Origin of the sequence: Candidatus Uabimicrobium helgolandensis, from assembly GCF_041508025.1 — a bacterium.
Taxonomy (GTDB): domain Bacteria; phylum Planctomycetota; class Uabimicrobiia; order Uabimicrobiales; family Uabimicrobiaceae; genus Uabimicrobium; species Uabimicrobium helgolandensis.
Window position 1 is genome coordinate 7,783,050 of sequence record NZ_CP165719.1, and the last position, 20,060, is coordinate 7,803,109.

Genomic DNA, 20,060 nt, shown 5'->3' on the forward strand with positions numbered 1-20,060 from the left:
GATAAAATTATTTATCAATAAGTGCATACCAAACATTTTGGTCTATAGCTTTATTGTTATTCGCAAAAAAACCTTCTATATTTTTAGCATTTTTGCTTACCGCCAAAAAAGCTGCCTGTGCATGTGGAATTTTATATTGAGTATAATTGTGTTGCTCCGCTGTATAAATTTTTCCTGCTGGTCCTATAACAAATGCACGTTTACCTGTTTGAGAATCTTTTGGCCAAGCATATATCAAGTAATATTTTTCTTGCATGTTTGTTTGTTGTGGAGTCCGCATTTCAAAATAAGAATCGTTTTCTCCAATAGCATAGACGTTTCCAGGAAGATAACAATAATAGTAATAGCCATGCGCAGTAAGCAAATTATTATGCTTTTCAAAAGAAGTGAGTAATGATTGTTCAATTAATTCGCGAAGAAATCCATATTCTCCTTTACCATCAATATCTTGATCAATAAAATTATTATCGCGAAACGCTACTTGATTATTTGAAATATTATACAAGGTCTCAATTGTTAATCGTTCATTGCGTTCAATTTTCGTTTCCAGAAGTGGAACTACAAAAAAAGCATAGATCTCTATTAGTGCAAGATAAAAAACTATCGCCATAATCACTTTACTAAGCCACAAAACAACTGCGTCGCTTTTAAGTTCTATTTTTGCTTGTCTTAATTGACTGTGGACCTTCTGTACTTTTGGATTTTCACAATCTAGTTGATCAAGATACATTTCGGCAAGTCCAACATCTCGATTATGTATTGTTACTTGCGCAAACAACAAATTGGCGCTTTGTTTTTGTTGTGTTGCTTGCTCATTTTCAGGCCACAGTTCTATGGCTCTTTCATATAAAGTTATAGCCCGAATAAAATTTGAATATATGCGATTGCGATCAGAAATTTCTAGGTGGTATTGGTGGCGTTTACCTATTTGCGTACGAAAAATAAAATATTGTAAATATTGACGCGCAATATAAAAAATATTGAAACTTAAAAGCCCAAAAAGAACTATCTCTGTAAGTTCATAAAGAGTCTCTGCAATAAAAATCAAACAAATAAAGATAACTCCATATACAACTCGACCTTTTTTAGATGAGCTGTACCACCAATACGGAAAAATAATTTTACCAGGTATATTAAAAAACAAGTGAGTAAAATTTGCAAAAAAAGCTCTCCACGAAAAATCTTTAAAAGACTTTATTGTGACATTATATATTTCACTAGCTTTCTTAGTAAGTTCTAAACTCTCGCGATGGCGTAAGAAAACTTCAATTGCTTTTTTAAATTCTTGTGCGCTTTGATAACGATCTTGCGGACGAAGAGCCATGGCTCTATTTACAATAGATTGTAGTTCTCTAGGTATAGAGTCATCAAAAACTAACTCTTTTCCAAGAATACTCGACATAATAGCTTCAAGTGGCGATCCTTTGTGCGGTGGGTTTTTCATCAAAATTTCATAAAGGGTGCTTCCTAAAAGATAAACATCTGTCCATGGACCAATATTTTCACCTTTTCCTTCAGCAAGTTCAGAAGGGATGTAACAAGGAGTTCCCATAGGAGTATTTATCATCGATTTATGAAAAATACCTGAGTCTTCACTGCGTTCTTTATTTATATCGAGCGCAATTCCCCAATCCATCACTAAGACTTCTCCAAATTCTCCCACCATGATATTTGAGAGCTTAATATCATTGTGAACAATCTCTTTACTGTGTGCAAAAGAAATGGCGTTACACACATCGAGAAGAACCTCAAGATACTTTTCAAGAGTATACTTTTTTGATATTTCTTTTTGTTCTGTCGTCTCGGGGTACAAAATAGATTTCCAGGAAACACCACGAACCATTTTCATCGATAAAAATAATTCGCCTCCATTGCCTTGCACTAGATCGTAAACCGGAACTATATTCGGGTGGTCAAGGTATGCTGTAACTAACGATTCAGCAATAAATTTACTTACCATCTCTTTTCTAGTGGTATTAATGAGTTTTTTTACCGCTACTTCGCGCTGTAAACTGTACTGGGTTCCCGAGTATACAATTCCCATTCCTCCGCGCGCAATTTCTTCCATGATATTGTACTGTTCACTTTGATATTGAGGACTTGGAGTAATGCCACTCTCAACTTCTGTGCAAGTAATTGGCTCATCAAACATCGTTTCTTCTATGTTAGATTTAGTGATAGCAGTGATAGATTCTTGAGATTTTTTATACGTTTGGCCAGGATCCCCCTGATCAAGAGTGGCATCACCTATCACTCTATTCCACTTTTTACGGATATCGTCCATACCTTTACCTCTACCTACTAAATTAATCCAAGTCTAGATCCCTATTACTTGCTAACTAATAAAACTCAAATACGAAGAGCTAATTTAGTTCCCTCAGAAATAGCTCTCTTAGCATCGAGTTCTTTCGCCTCTTGAGCACCACCAATAAGGTGGGTTACTATATTTGCTACAAGTAAATCTTTTTGTAGGTCTACAAGTGGCTCTTGGCCAGCGCATATGATGATATGTTCCACATCTAGCGTTTGCTGTTTACCTTCAATTGTTATATGCAGCCCGCTATCATCTATTTTACTATAGCTAACTCCAGTCAACATTTTTACTTGTTTGTCTTTCAAATTCATACGATGCGTCCAGCCAGTTGTTTTTCCAAGATTTGCCCCCATTTTATTTTGCTTTCTTTGCAGCAAATATATTTCCCTCGGAGAACCTTCTATCGTTTTTTTAACCCCTTCTGTACCTGCACGCTTTAAATACTCTCGATCAATTCCCCAACGCAATAAATATGTATCAACATCTTTACTTGGTGATTTTTCAGTATGAGCATGACTAAGATACTCTGCCACATCAAATCCAATTCCTCCAGCTCCAATAATTGCAACAGACTTTCCTACATTCTTTTCCAGTTTCAGAACATCGATGTAAGAAAGCACTTTCGAGTGATCAATTCCTGGAATGTTTAAAACACGTGGAACAACTCCTGTTGCAAGTATTACTTCTTCATATTTTTCATCAATAAGCTGTTTGGCTGTTACCTTTTTATTTAACTGCAAATTTACATTACTGAGCTTAAGTTGTTTATCAAAGTAACGAATTGTTTCGTAGAACTCTTCTTTACCCGGTATCCTTTTAGCCATATTAAACTGCCCACCAATTTCGCTACTTGCCTCATATAAGGTAACTTGGTGACCACGTTTACTAGCTTCGGTAGCGGAAGCTAGTCCTGCCGGACCAGCCCCAACAACAGCTATTTTTTTACTTTTTGACAATTTTTTTTCCACAAACTCAGTTTCGTAGCAAGCACGTGGATTTACTAAACAAGAAGCCATTTTTCCTTTAAAAATATGATCAAGACAAGCTTGATTACAAGCAATGCAAGTATTGATTTCATCAGCCTTATCCTCCATTGCTTTTTTTACAAAATGTGGATCTGCCAAAAAAGGACGCGCCATAGAAATCATATCAGCATCACCATCCTGTAAAATTTGCTCTGCTACCTCAGGAGTATTAATGCGATTAGTCGTAATCACTGGTACAGACAAATGTTCCTTAACTATACGCGTCACCCATGTAAATGCTCCACGCGGTACCATTGTTGCAATTGTTGGAATGCGCGCTTCGTGCCAACCAATTCCTGTATTTATAATAGTAGCTCCTGCTTTTTCAATAAGTTTACCAAGTGTAATAACTTCATCTTTTGTACTACCACCTTCTACTAAATCAAGCATCGACAAACGATAAATAATAATGAATTCTTTACCTACCTCTTCGCGTACTCTTTTAATAATCTCAAGCGGTAAACGCATGCGATTTTCATAACTACCACCCCACTCATCTTTGCGCTTATTTGTTCTTAGAGCAATAAATTGATTAATAAAATAGCCTTCTGAACCCATAATTTCGACGCCATCATATCCTGCCATTTGTGCAAGGCGCGCACAACGCACGAATGCGCGAATATTTTTCTCAATGCCTCTTTTACTTAAAGCGCGTGGCTTAAATCGAGAAATAGGGGATTTTATTTTTGAGGGCGCAACAATAAATGGATGAAATCCGTAGCGACCTGCATGCAGTATTTGCATAGCGATTTTGCCACCCGCTTCATGGACAGCCTGGGTCACGATTCTATGTTTCTTTGCATGGCCTTTACTACTCATTTGACAAGAAAAAGGCGCGACTCTTCCAGCAAGATTTGGAGAAACACCTCCAGTCACAATAAGCCCCACTTCACCTTTAGCGCGCTCTGCAAAATAGGAGGCCATACGTTCAAATCCATTTTTCGTCTCTTCAAGACCTGTGTGCATAGATCCCATTAATACGCGGTTTTTTAAAGTTGTAAAACCCAAATCTAACGGAGACAATAAATGTGGATACTTAGAATTTGTCATTATTCTGTCCTTTTCTTACGGGCAATTAATCTTGCAACAGCTTTGCTTGAAGTAATAATTTCTTTATACTCGATAATTTCAAATCCAATAAAAGCTTCTTTCAGTTCACCTTTTTCAAGACAATACTCACGTTTCATTTTACTAATTTGTAAATGATCAGTAGTAAATGTCTCAAAAATAACAACACCATCTACTTTTAAAGCCTTGCGTATTTGTGGAAATAAATCTCTTTGTAAATAATAAAAATTCACAATAACGTCGTAAGTATTCTCGGCTATTTTATATTTTGTTAGGTCTGCAACAACAGTATTTATCGTACTACTTCTCTCTGCCGCCAACTGTTGTGCTTTTTCTAGCCCTACAGCAGAAATATCTACAGCATCAACTTCCCAACCTTTTTCAGCTAGAAATACAGCATTACGCCCTTCTCCGGCGGCAATATCTAAAGCTTTCCCTTTTGGCAAATGCGAAATACTCTCTTTGAGGTAAAACGCAGGCTCTTTACCATAGATAAACTTATTATTTTTATATTTGCTATCCCATTTTTTGCGATCTTCATTAGGCGAATCCATTGAATCTCCCGAACAACTAATAACAAAAACACCAATAACAATAATTACTATTTTTTGCCACATGTATTATTCCCATCTTTGTAAAGTGCGTCTCAAATAAATTACAACTTCTAGAATTTTTTTTGAAAGGTGGAATGCAAAACTGATCGTAACCACGGCATATTAAATTGCTTTAGCTAACAGATCTTTTTAATAAGCTATTCAATGTCTATAAAGATTGTGGATTATTATATCGATTCCCATAGACAGCTACAAGGGACATCCCATATCTTTACGAAGGCGGATTCTACTTTTGTGGACTATGAGGGCTCATTTGCAACACCCCTTCTTTGCAAAACATAACTAGATAACAAAGAAACACCTCCAAAGAACACTAATCCAAGTACTGTCGACATAAACACTGCAGCAAAAAGATAGTCTGTTTTCATTTGTCCAGATGTAAATGTAATTAAATAACCTAAACCGTGGTATTTAGCGCCATAACCGGCAAAAAATTCACCAACAATGGCTCCAATCACTGACAAACCACTAGATATTTTTGCTCCTGTAAATAAATAAGGTACAGCATTAGGAAAACGAAGTTTAAATAATATTTGCGATGCTGAAGCATTATTTATTAAGAATAAATCAAGCCACTCTTTTTTTACTGCCAAAAGCCCCATTGTTCCATTGGTAATAATAGGGAAAAGACTTATAATGAACGACACTAAAATAACACTAAAAAAACCATTACCAAACCACACAACAATTAGCGGAGCTATAGCTACGATAGGAACCGTTTGTAAAAAAATAGCGTATGGATAAAAGCTTTGGCGTACTATTTTTGATTGTGAAAAAATGAGGGCAACACTAGTTCCTACTGCAAAACTAAGTAAAAATCCTCCGACAGCAGCAGCAGCAGTCAACAAAGTAGCTATTAATAAAGTAGAATAATTTTCGCTAGCAATTTTTAAAACGCGGTATGGACTCGGAACAAGATAAGGTGGAAGGGAAAACAGTTCCACACAACCTTGCCATAAAAATAAAAATAGCGCAAAAACAATAAGCGGGGGTAAAATAAGCGATGTATAATTACTTTTCATTAGTTCCCCCTCGAAGTAGAGAACTAATTTGCTGCATATAACGAACGAATTCAATACTAGAACGAAGCTGTGAAGAGCGCGGATAATCAAAGTGAATCTTCACATCAGCAATAATTTCGCCAGGGCGACTGCTCATAACAATAACACGGCTACTCAAAAAAATAGCTTCTGCAATATTGTGAGTAATGAATACAGTCGTCCAGTTGTGTTGTTGCCAAAATTTTAATAGATCTTCGTTTAATTGTTGCCGCGTAATTTCATCTAATGCAGAAAATGGTTCATCGAGTAACATTAAATTCGGTTCAGTAACAAGGGCACGCGCTATAGAAACGCGCATTTTCATACCCCCTGAGAGTTGACCTGGATACGCCATAGCAAAGTCTTCTAAGTCTACAACATTTAACGCTTCATAACTTCTTGCCATTTGCTCTTTTATTGGAATGGATGCGAGTTCTAAAGGAAGTCGAACATTGTCTACGACCCTTCTCCAAGGCAACAAATTAGCTTCTTGAAAGACAAGTGCTAGTTGTTGTTGGCGTTTGCGCGCCACAACGGCTGAATCTCCTGCAACGCTAATGCTGCCAATGTCAGTCTCAATAAGTCCTGCAATGAGACGAACTAAGGTAGATTTACCGCACCCTGAAGGTCCTACAATGGCAACAAACTCACCATTTGCAATGCTCAATCGAATATTCTTTAAAGCTTGAATGTTACTACTGTAATACATATCAAGATCAGAAATGGCAATCATTTGTTGCATATAAATACTTTCTGAGAAATTATTCTCCTTTTAGTCTAATCTTCAAGAATCATACTCAATGAAATGCGTTTTCGGTGCTTATCAACCGAAATCACTTTCACATCAATATTATCACCTATTTTGCATATATCCATAGGGTTTTTTACATAACTACGCGACATTTTTGATACATGGACTAAACCATCCACTTTTACTCCGATATCAATAAAAGCGCCAAAATCAATAACATTGCGCACAGTTCCTTGTAACTGCATATCTGGTTCTAAATCTTCCAAAGAAAGTACACCACTGCGAAATATAGGCTTTGGAAGTTCTTCTCGTGGATCACGGCCTGGACGCATAAGATTTTCAAAAATATCTTGCATTGTTGGAACACCAACATCAAGAGTTGTAGCAACATCTTCAACTTTTAATTGCTGTAATTTTACATTTATTGAATCACTATTAGTATGCAACTGATCTTTTTTAGACTCAACAACTTTTAATAATTTTTCACAAACCTTATAACTTTCAGGATGAATAGCTGTATCATCTAATGGTTCGCGTCCATTTTGAATTCTCAAAAAACCAGCACATTGAGTAAAAGTACTATTACCAAGACCAGAAACATCTTTTAGATCTTTACGCGATTGAAAACGTCCTAATTCTTTACGTTTTTGGATTATATTTTTTGCGATGCGGCTATTTATTCCAGCTACATGACTAAGAAGCTCTGCAGAAGCGCGATTCAAATCAACTCCTACGTAGTTCACACAAGAAGCAACAATCCGCTCTAATGCCTGATCTAACTGTTTTGCATTTACATCGTGTTGATATAAGCCAACTCCAAGACTCTTAGGATCTATTTTTACTAATTCTGCTAGAGGATCAAGAACTCTTCTTCCTATAGATATTGTTCCACGATAGCTTGCATCTAAATCTGGAAATTCATCGCGCGCTTCTTTCGAAGCCGAATAAACCGAAGCTCCTGCTTCACTTACTATAGCATAAACCAACTTTTGCTCAGATTCTGCTATAATATCAGCAGCAAGCTCTTCTGTTTCGCGGCATGCTGTTCCATTACCAATAACAATCGCATTTACTTGATGTTTTTTACACAACCGTTTTATTACTTGTTGCGCTTTATCTCTTTGGCGTTGTGGCTGATGCGGAAATACCGCGTCGTATTCTAGTAAATCACCTGTTGCAGAAATAACAGCAAGCTTACATCCACTTACATAACCTGGATCTATTGCTAAGAGACACATATCTTGGAGAGGCGCTTGCATTAATAAATTCCGAACATTTTGCGCAAATATATCTATCGCGTGCTGATGTGCTTTTAGAGTTAAATCACTACGAATTTCACGAGATATTGCAGGTGCAATAAGTCGTTTGTAGCTGTCTATTATTGCATCTGCGAGATACTCTGTACATTTATTATTAGTGTTATTCATTTGAGTATAGGTATAGCGCTTTGAAATCCGCTGACATATAACTTCATCATCAACTTCTATTTTTATTCGCAGCACTTTCGCATTTTCTCCACGGTCAATTGCAAGAATTCTATGTGCTGGAATTGTAGAAATCTTTTCTTGGTATTCATAGTAATCTTTATAAATTTCTTCTGAATCTTCTCCCTTTGTTGTTTTTGTAACATTAACAACACCGCTGCTTTGCGTATAGTTACGAACAATTGCTCTTATTTCACTATTTTCAGCAACTACTTCGGCGATAATATCCATTGCTCCGTCTAAAACATCTTCAATATTTGCGAGTTCATGTTCTTCATTTATGTATTTTTTAGCATCCTGTCGCGGGTCTATGGTACTATAGTTTAATATCTGTAATGCAAAAGGTTCCAACCCTTTTTCTTTAGCAATAAGCGCTCGTGTCCGTCTTTTAGGACGAAATGGCAAGTATATATCCTCTAGTGTTTTTAACTGAGAAGCTGCCGATATTTTTCGTTCTAATTCACTTGTCCATTTATCTTGTTCTTTAATTTTCTCTACAATTTCTTGCTTTCTTTTTTCTAAGCTACGTTGATAATCAAGCTGATCACTAATCTCCTGTATTTGTTCTTCATTAAGTCCTCCCGTAGCTTCTTTACGGTAACGAGTAATAAAAGGAATGGTATTCCCTTCATCCAATAACTTTACTGTACCTTCTACTTTTGTAGTAGATAATGTCAAATCCTTAGAGATTCTTTTTAAAATAGTTTCTTGCACAGTTCAATTCCTCTACTTATCTAATTCATAATGTCTTACAGCCATTTCTTTCAAGAACGATTTTACTTGAAAATAGGCAAATGCCAAAGTAAAGTGCCCCGTATTTACAAAGAGAGTTTCTGGACGACCTAGTTTTTTCCACAACTGTTTTTGATTTACTGTTGGCACATGATAGTCGCATAAGGTAACGATCATGGCCGTTTTCTCAGGAATAGTATATTGCGCAAGATAAAGAGGATCCCATTTTTCTATTTGTTTGAGTCCTTGTTGCAATTGACTATTAGCATCGTCCAAGATTTTTTTTTCATGAACATCTATATTGTTATAATAATCTTCTTTTAGCACTGGTGTACGCTGAGAACGTATTTGTTGTGCAATATGTTCCAACATCTTTTTACGCCAACGAACAACACGTATTTCTACGCTTTCGTTGAGAATATTAGGTATGCCTCCCGCTCCCATAACAATCTTGTAAGACGCAAAACCACGAGTAAAAGGAATACAGACTGCTGTAAGAATACCACCGTAGCTCGTACCTGTAATTCCAAATCGATTTTGATCAAAAAGCTTCTTTTGCTCTGCCCAATGTTTAGCGCGAAGTAAGTGGCGTACTGTTTCTTGATTAAAATCAATAAAATCTTTCGGTGGGCGCGGTGGATTTGTCTTGAAAAGTTTTTGATTTTGACGGATGATGATGGAATCTACACCAATAGGTGCGAAAATATTCGCGGCGTATAAGTTTGCAACAATCATTCTTTTTCCTGCAAGAATTGGCCATATAAAATCAACAGGCCGCGGGTTTTTTTTAGCTCTTTTCGAACGATACCATCTTAGATTCGTAATGACTTCATCATTTTTAGAAATGAAGACATCATAGAGATCGTAGTCACATTCACTAGCTATTTTTTTTTCTTCAAAGGTTAACGTTTGTTTTTCTATGCGAATCGAATTAGTTAGCTCCTTTGGTACTGGCTGCACAGAAATAGTGTTCTCTGGATCGAAATGATAGCGAGAAGTGCACCCTGCAAATGGTATGAATAATATTAAGAAAATACATTTCACGTTAAACACTTTGAACCCCTTATTAAATTTTTTTGGAAGCAACGTCCCTGTACACAAAATAATAACACAGAAAGGAAAGATATGCAAATAGCCAATTACAAGTTACACATGGTAGAAACAGGACGATTTGGTCTTGATGGAGGAGCAATGTTTGGAGTGGTTCCAAAAGTGCTATGGAATCGAACAAATCCTGCTGACGACAAAAACAGAATTTCTTTGGCTATGCGTTCTTTGCTACTCGTGGGAGAAGGTCGCGTCATTTTAATTGATACTGGAGTAGGCGATTATTGGCCGCAGAAATTTTGTGGTATATATGCTATTAATCATGAGCACTCTTCTTTAGTAAAATCATTAAAATCGCTTGGATATGAACCTAAAGATATTACTGATGTCATCATTACGCATTTACATTTTGATCACGTTGGTGGTGCTGTACGATTAGATGGAAATACTCATGTTCCTTTATTTATAAATGCTAAGTATCACGTGCAAAAAAATAATTTCCAGCATGCTAAAAATCCTTTAGAAAAAGACCGGGCCAGCTATTTACCACAAACATTTATGCCTCTAGTTGAAGACAACTTGTTATCTGTTATTGACGGAGAAAAAGAACTTTTACCAAATATTTATGTTTTACCTATTGATGGACATACCATCGCTCAACAAATGGTCAAGATTTCAGATAATAATGATACAATCCTATACTGCGCTGACTTAATACCAACAACATCGCACATTCCAACGCCATACGTAATGGCTTATGATTTATCACCTGTTAAGACAATTGAAGAAAAGAAAAAATACTTGCAGTTAGCTTGTGAAAAAAATTGGTGGCTATATTTTGAACACGATCCGAAAATTGCAATGACTACTGTGGTAAAAAATGATAAGGGTTTTGCTGTAGATAAAACGATGAATAATTTTTCGTAAGGGGAAAATATGCCGCTAGTAGTTTCCATACTTTGTTGCCTGCAAATTATCGGAGGTCTTTCCTTGATTATAGTAGCAGCGTATTCACATAAAACTTTACAGTTCAGCGTAGAAAAAATAAATATTATTGCGCAAAAACTCTCAAAAAAAATGAATGAGAAGTATGATAAGAAAAAAGTTGTCGCCGACAAAGATGTTCTATCGAAAGAAGAGATTGATAAAATCAACAATTACTTAGAGTATTTAGGTGACAACGTCAAATTGCAAATTACTATGTCATTTTTATCTCTTTACTTTATTGGTTCAAAAATCACAAGCCGCCCAATTATTCCTTTGTTCCCAACATTTGTTTTTGCAATGGTGAACGTACACGGTGGTTTTTCATTGTTGTTTGGGGGAAAAGAAGGCTGGTATTTTGGAATTTGTGCTTGTATTTATGCTCTATTACGAAATGTTCACGCTTTGGTATTGTTACCCAAATTAGCCAAGACACTTTCGCAAACGGTGTTTAAAGTCAATCAATTTTATATCAAATATACAATTCGTAGTTGTGTATTAATCCTACTCATTTATTACTTTTTCAGTCCAGAAGTTATGGACTACTTTTCTGTTGAGCAAGCCACAGTAGATATACTAATTATCATAGAAATAGCTGCAGTTAGTTTCGTACTATTAGACTTTGTTTGCTACAAAATACAGGAATGGACAACCTCGAACAATGAATCATGATAGCAATTTGATTATAAAATACCTAAACATTCAAATTTATAAGTGGATGATGTGAGTGGTGTTTATGCGGATGGGTTGTTTTGTTAAATCAGAGAAAAATTCTAATTCAAGTTAATGGTATTGACGTTTACAATTCTGATTATTGTGAACATCAATACCGCTAATTCAAAGTCTAAATTGTTTACAAGTTACTCTTTTAAAGAGTCAAAATTATAAGAAATAAAAATGTGAATACGCCTTAGGCGTACAGAAAAAAAACATTGTTTCTATTCTTCAATTTTTTTAATTTTGTCAAATCCAATACTTTTCAAGCGGTCTTTTAAACCACCATCATTTGAAGAATCAGATTTGTTTTTAGAGCTAAGATTTAAATGACTACTTTTAGTAAGAGATCCGCGAAATAACGTTGTTGTCTGTTTAAATTTATTTTTTTTGTTTTGTGCATCCGTTGCTGCACTTGAAAATAATTGATCAGCTTCGCTTTTTTCTTCAACAGCATTGTTAGTCTCAGTTTTATTGTCTAGAGGAGCTTGAAGAATTTGTTCCGCTTGATCTGTTTGATTATTTAAAGCTACGTTATCAATACTTTCTGTTTCACTAGCCATATCACTACCTCTACGTAAACTAATTTTATCAGTAGAAGTTATATATTTAGTTTCAGAAACATTATCGGCTTCTTGTTTTACGGTAAATGGCAAATTGTTTTGTCCAGATTTCTTTTCGCCAAATGTAGTTTGAAATTTCGGTTTTGTTGACGCTCCATCACCTTCTTTTTTGAATGACAATTGAAATTTTGTTTTTCCAGGCATTTGAATACCAGAAGGTGTTGTTCCTGCCATTTTTCGTGTTTTATCATTTGATTGGTTAATAGCACTTGGCGTAGTATTGTTTCGTGGACGTTTTCTTTTACTCTTGATATTTTCTTCCGCTTTTTTTAGTGTTTTAGAGGCAATACATTTTAGTGTTTGAAAAACACCATGTCCTTCAACAGCAATTGCTTCAAAAATATCAGCTTTTAATTCATAATTAATTGTTTGATTCATATAATCAACAGACATGATATCTGAAAGATCCCTTTTGTTATATTGCATAACAATCGGTAGATTTTCGACATCAATTTCAAGCTCACGCAAATTTTCAAATAAATTTTGCAGAGACTCCATATTCTCTTGATTTTTTCCAACTTGACTATCTGCGACAAAGACTATACCGTCGACGCAGCGAAGTACTAATTTTCGAGTTGAATTATAGTATACCTGTCCTGGAACAGTGAAAAGGCGTAAACGTATTTTTAGTCCAGAGATTTCACCTAGTTCTAATGGCATGTAATCAAAAAACAAAGTTCGATCTTGGTCTGTAGCCAAGGAACTCAGTCGCCCTTTATTCGTATTGGGTGTTTTTTCGTGTATAATTTCTAGGTTAGTTGTTTTACCAGATACCCCTGGACCATAGTATACAACTTTTATACTAACTTCTCGACTCTTGAGGTTAATTTCCATACTTTTCTCACCAAAGAAAGATTTGATTGCGATTATACACGCTATTTACAGTTTAGCGAAAAAGCAACAAAATTTCAATTTTATTTTATGAATAACCTCAAAGGTAAAGATAATCTCCTGCGCCAACACCCTCAAAATAAGTAAAATAGTCTATATTTTTTAAGGCGTCTGTTTATAATTCAAATTGCATTAAAACAAATATTCTTTTTTAAGTGAGTCGCAAAAAGTTTTGGTAGTCCATATCATGTAGTGATTAGGTCCTATTGACGAATTGCTGTTATTAAGATAAAGTGTATCTTCCAAAGAGTGTATTGAGGGAGATATAGAAATGTCAAAGGCAAAAGCGAAAAGAAAGACAAGAAGAAGTAAGCTGGTACTAACAGAACAGGCATGGAAAGAAATAGAGTATAAGTGAGTAATCTGTAGGTTCAAGAAATCTTAATCTTAATTCTTAATCCTAATATCCTAATCTTAATCTTTAAAAAACACGGTCTTTGATCAAAAGAACCAGCATTGAGACAATTGACCGCAGCATATTTTTTCCCAAATTAATTTGCTCTTTAGGGCAGCCCAGAGTATTGAAGTTCTTATTCAAGAAGAAAGTTACACTTCTAAATGTTCTTTCTTAGACAGTGAACCGATTAAGAAACATCAAAATTATTTGGGACGCCGTGTTAAACGAGGTCTATTTAGGTCTAAACAAAATATTTTGCTTAATGCTGATATCAACGGGGCAGCAAACATTATTCGAAAAGCAATCCCGAATGCTTTTGCTAACGGGATAGAGGGCATAGTAGTATTCCCCAAAAGGATCACTCCTTTTTAAATGAAAATTCATTAAATGTAATATTTGATAATGTTTTCGTGAACTATTAAGATACAGCGCATTGCCTGTATACCGCTGGTAAAGAATTCCAAAGACCTTGCGCTCCTTCTTTATCACGCTTTGCAATGTGAGCTCCAACAATTTCTTTAGTGTTGGCATCTATAGCTAACCAAATCTTATTGCTTTTCTTAGCAACAAAAGACCACATTTCATCACACTGAATTTTTAGAGGTCCTTTGCTTTTTTTTTACTTCTACCCTACGTGATACTGTCGCGTATTTTTTGTTCACATATTTTTGTAACCAAAAACTTTTATAACAAATTAGAAACGTTATTTGTTAATATTCTCTTCTAATATTTCATAAACTGTGCCAACACTGTAGTAACGCAACTCGCTCCATGAACCATCGCTTTGTTTTGTTCTACGGAACATCATGTTATAAACGAGAAATTTACCGCTCTCTGTTTTTTTGCACACCCATGCACCAATGTATTTGTAGGTGTTCCATTCCCAGATATTACCTCGCCATTTACCTTGCCTTTTCTCATTCCATGGAGAATTCACACTTATTTTTTTTATTACACTACTAGCAAACTCTTCTTTGCATATCAATGTTATAGTTTGTGTCACATTTTCCCACTTACTACCAGTGTACTTGGTTTTAGGAAAACGTGCACGCTCCAATTTTAACTTTTCGTCGGAGATCACTTTGTTTACCAACTTAGCTGCGTATTTTTCTAACGCAAAAATTTGCTCTTCTAGTTTTGAGGTCTCTAATAAAACGTCTTTTTTCGTTTGTGGTTCTACTCCCGAGACCAATATTTTAATCGCATCAATACAAGTATTTCCCCATTGTGCGTATTGTTTTATTTGGCCGGCCCATACCCTTGCGGTCATCGGGTTTTTGTTTTTCTCCGCTTCTTGCTTGAGAGAATCAGCAGAAGCTAAATATTCCTTTACCTGTTCATTGTAGTCATTTGTTCGCGAGTTAATTAGAGCTTGCCAATCTTTGTTCATCTTCTCTATATCTTCACATCCTGAAATAATTTTCCACCCCAAGTCTGTTTCTTTAAAAGCTTTCTGGTCTGGATAATTTTTATAAATATCTGCTACAATACTTAATGCTGGTGGTAGATCTGCATTTAGTTTAATGACAACATCGCGTATTTTGTCTATATCTGGTTCTCTCACATCAATTTCAACGTTTGTCGTTCTTAAAGATTTGTAAATTCGCTGTTGGTTCTCTTCTATGATTTTTGCAAGAGTAGGTTGTACTTTATGTAGGGCATCTTCTTTTTCTCGAAGAGCATTAAGTAATCCTTGTATTTTATTTAAACGATTGATAACTGCGACAAAGTCAGGGTGTTGTTTATCAAACTCTCCCTTGTAGTCTCGACCTATTTGCTCAAAATTTGTTTTTGCAGAATCTATAGATCGTTGAGCATTTTCTCTCGCGTTAGCCCAATTTCTAGCAAGAGTTTCTTCTGCACTATCAAGGTTTTTTTTAACTGCATCTAACTTGTATCGCACTTTAGAATTAAGTTTTCCGTAATTTTTTTTATCGCTTTGTGGTTGCAATGTCTCATTGGTGCTGTCTTGCGGTTTTTTACCAAAAACATCCAGTCTAGCTTGCATCTTTTTGATATTGTTTACGACAGCTACAAAGTCAGGATGGTTCTCATCAAATTTACCACTATAATCTTTTTTGATATGCTCTAAGTTTTGTTTTGTTGAATCTAAAGATCGTTGAGCATGTTGTTTTGCACCAGACCAATTTCTAACAAGTATATCGTTTATATTTTTTAATGACACAATCACTTGTTCTAGTTTGTATTGCACTTTGGAATTTAATTTTTGATTTGTTTTTTTGATTTGCGGCTCAGTGTGTATTACCTTTGGAGTTGGTTTATCAAAATTTTCCAATCTTGCTTGTATTTTATTTAAACGATTGACAACACTCACAAAGTCAGGATGGCGTTCATCAAATTTGCCACTATAATTTTTCTCGATGTAGTCAAGTTTTTGTTTTGCCGAATCTACAGACTGTTGTGCACTCTTTTTGGCACCAGACCAATTTCGATCGAGTGTTTGCTCCGCACCATTTAACGTTTGTGTAACGCCTTTTAATTTATACACCACTCGAGAGTCAAGCTTCCCATAATTCTTTTTATCAGTTTGCGGTTGCGGCTTGGGCTTTACTTCATTTTGAGCTTCTTTACCAAAGGCATCTAATCTAGTCTGCATTTTTTTGATATTGTTTACAACAGCGACAAAATCAGGATGTTTTTCATCAAATTTACCGTGATAATCTTTATTAATATAGTCCAGGTTTCTTTTAGCTGAGTCTAAAAAACGTTGTGCTTCTTTTTTCGCATTAGGCCAGTTTCTAATAAGTGTCTCGTTGGCTCTTTTTAATGAATCTATAACTTGGTTTAATTTATACTGTACTCTAGAATCAAGTTTTCCATATTTTTTTTTGCCAGTGCTTTTAAAATAATAAAAAAACTTTTTAACAGAATCAAATTCTGTAGTTTGTTTATCGAGATTGCCATCGAAAGAAAACTCATAACTCCCTATAAAATCTGGTGTTATCGCATCTTTATCGACAATTTTTATTTTGAGATCTTTGACTTCGGAATCTAATTTCAAATCCACATTCTTGACAATGAAAACATTTTTGTACACTTGACTTTTAAATATCGATTTCCACATGTTAGATTTTTTGTAAAAAATTTCTATTTGTACATCTGGCGCTTTACCAAAAACATCCCATTTTTTACCACTTTCTTTCAGGTTTTTTACCACAATCTCTTCGATAACAAGCTTGGTTTCTGCACTCAAAAATATTGATATTTGCAAGATAAAAAATAAATACAAAAATTTCATACGTTCATTCCTTTTACAATTTTTTTTCAGATAATTTTAGTGTAACAGGCTCTAAAGATCCATTCATCTTCAATAGATATTTTTTTATTAAATTTGGTATCCTTCCAAACTTTGTAATTCAATCATATCATTATTTTACCTTTAAGGCAATTTTGCGACAGAACCTATTACCGTAAATATCTTTATAAAACAATACGAACTAGTAGAATTTCAGCTGTTTACCATAACTCTATAGCTCTAAGCCCTGTTGGATTTGCAAATTGACACAAAAAAAGCTCGTAAGATATATGTTTGTTAACATGTATCTTACGAGCTTATATTTTGATTTGCTATAGTAAGTTTATCCCGCTATCGATTCATGAGTAATTTGTTCACACATAGAGTTATATTCTTTTTCGTTTAACGAATCAACTAATATGTGATGTTCATCAAGAAATTTTATTTTGTCGGGTATCAACTCAAAAATCATTTTTCTTGGAATGGTATTTGGAGCTCCATTTTCGCTGATAATACCAAAAAGATCACAATTTGGAAACAGATAGCTTATTCCTGGTCCCCACACACAAAACGATTTATTGTAATGTTTCATTATCATTTTATCAGCGACAAAAACATTTTGATCTTTAAAGTAGATTACTTTTTTAATCATGTTTAATAGATCTAACCTGGTGTTTTGCACTTCTATAATCTTACTTGCTGTGTTTGGACCAAGATAAAAATCTCGAAAAAGACACGGGATTTTTACTGTTGTTTTATGACGATCTACTTGGTGTAGTAAGTTTCGAATGTACTTTTCTTCTAGTTTATCTATCCAGTATTGATTGTGTTTTTCGATAAATTCTTGCGATTCGTAACACTCACTCCCAGCGCAAATTACTGTTTCCATGGTCTTTGCTGCTTGTACTATAAGTGCAAAGGCAAGTTGATAGTCTTCGTTTGTGGAACAAACAAATGTAACAATTTGTAGTGTGTTGTTTTTGGCATTCCATACAATCTCCACTCCTCTTGTTGATTTTTGTTCTATGTAACAATACAATTGATCAACAGTACTGTTCTTTACACAAATTTTGTTTAAACTTTTGCATTTTACATTCTCTACCAAATCAAACATACATGGTTTTTTACCGTGTACCGCGAAGGTGTAACTCATAAATACCCCCTTAAAAGTGATATTTTAAATAGGTTCCTCAACTAAAACGAGTTTCCTACAGACTCTAATTATAGCACTTAGAGTACGTTTCACACCCAAAACAACAACTCTTTATTTTATAGGAGATAGAGAATGTTTAAGCTCTGTGTTTCTTATTATTCCTGACTTAAAAGAATGGTGTGGTTAGCGAATATCCACATGTATACGAGCTACAACATATTCAGAATTTCCGTAGCGCGCACGCAAGTAAAAGTCACCTTGTTCTTTTCCAGCAGTAAAAGTCATTGTTTTTTGATCCCACTTACCACCTAAAAATTCCCAAATTATTTTATCTACCCCTAAATCATAACCTTGATCGTTCGTTATACGACACTTTGCTTGAAAACTTTGCCCAGGGGATAGTGTTACTGCTCGCGGTGAAAGTTCTATCCATACTGGTGGTAGATATTCATCATTTCGCGGAACAATTGCAACAATTGCAGTTGACTCAATACCATCGTCTCCAGTCAAGGTAACATAGTGTTGCCCATGTCCGTGTCCGGCAGTATATAAACCTTTAGCAGTTAAACGTCCTCCTTGAAATGACCAACTTAGTCCTGTTGAGGTTTTGTTACCGTTTTTATCCAGTGCTGCAAATGTAAATTGAATTTGATCCATTGGATAAATACGTTTGCGTTTTGGAGATAGAACAATTTCAGCCAAAGGCCCAGGTTTATTTTGTTTAACTATGTTTTTTTTACCTATAATTTCAATTTTAGCTTCTGCTTTTATACCTTCAGGAGATGTAAGTACAATTTTGTATGTTCCTGAACGTTCGCCAGCAGTATATGCTCCATCAGGAGTAAACTTCCCTCCTGAAAATTGGATACCTGCTTGCGCAACAACTTCCTGGCCACTTTTGTTATAGGCTTTAATACTAAATTGTTGTTTTTCTCCCGATTTGAGAGATACAAATCGTGGAAAAATGGTTAGTGTATGAATCTTGGGGTCTTTAGGTGTTGTCTGATTGCTTGAATTATCTGCAGTATTGTTTGCATTTTGTTTTTTCATTACGTGGATTTTAGCAACGCCTTCGATTTTATTATCTGATATAACTTTGAATTCATAACGACCAGGAACATTACCAGCAACAAATTCTCCTGCACTATTTATCTTGCCTCCAGAATATGATATTGCTAGACTACAGTCAACTTGTTCGCCTAGTTTATCATAGGCTATAAATTGGAATTTTGTTTTTTCTCCAGGCAACAAAGAAATACGCGCTGGTGTAACTTTAATATATACAGGATCGTGTTCACTTGTTGCAACATCTCCAACAAAAACTTTGGCCTCCGCTGTTAGTCCACTTTCTGTACTAACAACAAACTTATAGCGACCATGCTTATCTCCAGCAATAAAATTACCTTTAGTATCGAGTTGTCCTCCACCAAAACTAATTTGTAAAGGTGCAGCAACTTTTTCGCCGTGACGATTATAAGCACCAAATTTAAATTGGCATTTTTGCCCTGGCTGTAAATGAATTTTTTCTGGTAAAATTTTTAAATACTTAGGTGTATGATCCTGTTTATATATTTCTTTAATAATAATTGTTGCTGTACCTTTTATACCGTTAGGGGCTTCTGCCTCCATTGTGTATTTTCCTGGACGTTCTCCAGCAATAAAACGCCCGTCATGATGTAGTTTACCTCCAGAAAATCGCCAAGTAAAGGCTGCGGGAACTTCTTTTCCTTTCTTTGTGAAAGCTTGAAACTTGAAGTAAATAGTTTCTCCTGGAAAAACTTCTGGTTGAGCAGGTGTAATAGTTACTTTGTCAATAGCGAGGTCTAATATTGGTATCGCACCATCATTTTGGGCGAATAATAGGCAAATCATAGACAACAAAATAAATATTCTTTGTAACATAACAGATCTCCGAAATAATCAACTTTACGAATACAGTTTTTTATATTATTACTTTACGCAAAGGA

Annotated in this window: 13 protein-coding genes and 1 pseudogene; 2 read left to right on the plus strand and 12 right to left on the minus strand. The window is 35.2% G+C overall.

The window, feature by feature from the left end; genetic code table 11:
• Positions 1–7 precede the first annotated feature (7 nt).
• From UABHE_RS28740 to UABHE_RS28770, 7 genes are all read right to left on the minus strand, one after another.
• A complete protein-coding gene (locus tag UABHE_RS28740) occupies positions 8–2,284 on the minus strand; it encodes a serine/threonine-protein kinase (RefSeq protein WP_372366775.1) in 2,277 nt (758 codons plus the stop codon).
• Positions 2,285–2,349: 65 nt separating this feature from the next.
• On the minus strand, positions 2,350–4,389 hold the full coding sequence (locus UABHE_RS28745; protein WP_372366776.1) for an FAD-dependent oxidoreductase: 2,040 nt from the start codon (positions 4,387–4,389) through the stop codon (positions 2,350–2,352).
• Positions 4,389–5,024 (minus strand): class I SAM-dependent methyltransferase, encoded by a 636-nt coding sequence (locus UABHE_RS28750; RefSeq protein ID WP_372366777.1) that lies wholly within the window; start codon positions 5,022–5,024, stop codon positions 4,389–4,391. The genes UABHE_RS28745 and UABHE_RS28750 overlap by 1 nt, the downstream gene beginning before the upstream one ends.
• A 236-nt stretch (positions 5,025–5,260) precedes the next feature.
• Positions 5,261–6,043, minus strand: a complete 783-nt coding sequence (locus tag UABHE_RS28755) for an ABC transporter permease (RefSeq protein WP_372366778.1) — start codon at positions 6,041–6,043, stop codon at positions 5,261–5,263.
• Positions 6,033–6,803, minus strand: a complete 771-nt coding sequence (locus tag UABHE_RS28760) for an ABC transporter ATP-binding protein (protein ID WP_372366781.1) — start codon at positions 6,801–6,803, stop codon at positions 6,033–6,035. Before UABHE_RS28760 ends, UABHE_RS28755 begins: the two co-directional genes overlap by 11 nt.
• Positions 6,804–6,838: 35 nt before the next feature.
• Positions 6,839–9,010: a Tex family protein gene (locus tag UABHE_RS28765; RefSeq protein ID WP_372366783.1), complete on the minus strand. Its 2,172-nt coding sequence runs from the start codon at positions 9,008–9,010 to the stop codon at positions 6,839–6,841.
• Between the two features lie 12 nt (positions 9,011–9,022).
• Positions 9,023–10,081 carry a prolyl oligopeptidase family serine peptidase gene (locus UABHE_RS28770; protein ID WP_372366785.1) on the minus strand — a complete coding sequence of 353 codons (1,059 nt, stop codon included), beginning with the start codon at positions 10,079–10,081 and terminating at the stop codon, positions 9,023–9,025.
• Positions 10,082–10,153: 72 nt separating this feature from the next.
• Here UABHE_RS28770 and UABHE_RS28775 point away from each other — a divergent pair, with 72 nt between their 5' ends.
• Positions 10,154–11,002 (plus strand): MBL fold metallo-hydrolase, encoded by an 849-nt coding sequence (locus UABHE_RS28775; RefSeq protein ID WP_372366787.1) that lies wholly within the window; start codon positions 10,154–10,156, stop codon positions 11,000–11,002.
• A gap of 9 nt (positions 11,003–11,011) precedes the next feature.
• The gene (locus tag UABHE_RS28780; protein WP_372366789.1) at positions 11,012–11,731 is read left to right on the plus strand and encodes a hypothetical protein; all 720 of its coding nucleotides are present in this window, start codon (positions 11,012–11,014) and stop codon (positions 11,729–11,731) included.
• A 266-nt stretch (positions 11,732–11,997) separates the two neighbouring features.
• On the opposite strand, the gene UABHE_RS28785 is transcribed toward UABHE_RS28780, so the two are convergent.
• The 5 genes and pseudogenes from UABHE_RS28785 to UABHE_RS28805 form a co-directional block, all read right to left on the minus strand.
• Positions 11,998–13,230 (minus strand): ATP/GTP-binding protein, encoded by a 1,233-nt coding sequence (locus UABHE_RS28785; protein WP_372366791.1) that lies wholly within the window; start codon positions 13,228–13,230, stop codon positions 11,998–12,000.
• Positions 13,231–14,195: 965 nt separating this feature from the next.
• A pseudogene (locus UABHE_RS28790) lies at positions 14,196–14,361 on the minus strand (IS1 family transposase); the annotation flags it as partial.
• Positions 14,362–14,387: 26 nt separating this feature from the next.
• Positions 14,388–16,943 (minus strand): hypothetical protein, encoded by a 2,556-nt coding sequence (locus UABHE_RS28795; RefSeq protein ID WP_372366792.1) that lies wholly within the window; start codon positions 16,941–16,943, stop codon positions 14,388–14,390.
• Positions 16,944–17,283: 340 nt separating this feature from the next.
• The gene (locus tag UABHE_RS28800; RefSeq protein WP_372366793.1) at positions 17,284–18,093 is read right to left on the minus strand and encodes a hypothetical protein; all 810 of its coding nucleotides are present in this window, start codon (positions 18,091–18,093) and stop codon (positions 17,284–17,286) included.
• A gap of 183 nt (positions 18,094–18,276) precedes the next feature.
• Entirely contained in the window at positions 18,277–19,995 is a 1,719-nt protein-coding gene (locus tag UABHE_RS28805) for a hypothetical protein (protein ID WP_372366794.1), read from the minus strand.
• Between the last annotated feature and the right edge of the window lie 65 nt (positions 19,996–20,060).

Excerpts from the sequence above, each read along its gene's own strand:
- UABHE_RS28740 (WP_372366775.1), bottom strand. The coding sequence starts at position 2,284 with ATGGACGATATCCGTAAAAAGTGGAATAGAGTGATAGGTGATGCCACT.
- UABHE_RS28745 (WP_372366776.1), bottom strand. The coding sequence starts at position 4,389 with ATGACAAATTCTAAGTATCCACATTTATTGTCTCCGTTAGATTTGGGT.
- UABHE_RS28750 (WP_372366777.1), bottom strand. The coding sequence starts at position 5,024 with ATGTGGCAAAAAATAGTAATTATTGTTATTGGTGTTTTTGTTATTAGT.
- UABHE_RS28755 (WP_372366778.1), bottom strand. The coding sequence starts at position 6,043 with ATGAAAAGTAATTATACATCGCTTATTTTACCCCCGCTTATTGTTTTT.
- UABHE_RS28760 (WP_372366781.1), bottom strand. The coding sequence starts at position 6,803 with ATGCAACAAATGATTGCCATTTCTGATCTTGATATGTATTACAGTAGT.
- UABHE_RS28775 (WP_372366787.1), top strand. The coding sequence starts at position 10,154 with ATGCAAATAGCCAATTACAAGTTACACATGGTAGAAACAGGACGATTT.
- UABHE_RS28780 (WP_372366789.1), top strand. The coding sequence starts at position 11,012 with ATGCCGCTAGTAGTTTCCATACTTTGTTGCCTGCAAATTATCGGAGGT.
- UABHE_RS28785 (WP_372366791.1), bottom strand. The coding sequence starts at position 13,230 with ATGGAAATTAACCTCAAGAGTCGAGAAGTTAGTATAAAAGTTGTATAC.
- UABHE_RS28795 (WP_372366792.1), bottom strand. The coding sequence starts at position 16,943 with ATGAAATTTTTGTATTTATTTTTTATCTTGCAAATATCAATATTTTTG.
- UABHE_RS28800 (WP_372366793.1), bottom strand. The coding sequence starts at position 18,093 with ATGAGTTACACCTTCGCGGTACACGGTAAAAAACCATGTATGTTTGAT.
- UABHE_RS28805 (WP_372366794.1), bottom strand. The coding sequence starts at position 19,995 with ATGTTACAAAGAATATTTATTTTGTTGTCTATGATTTGCCTATTATTC.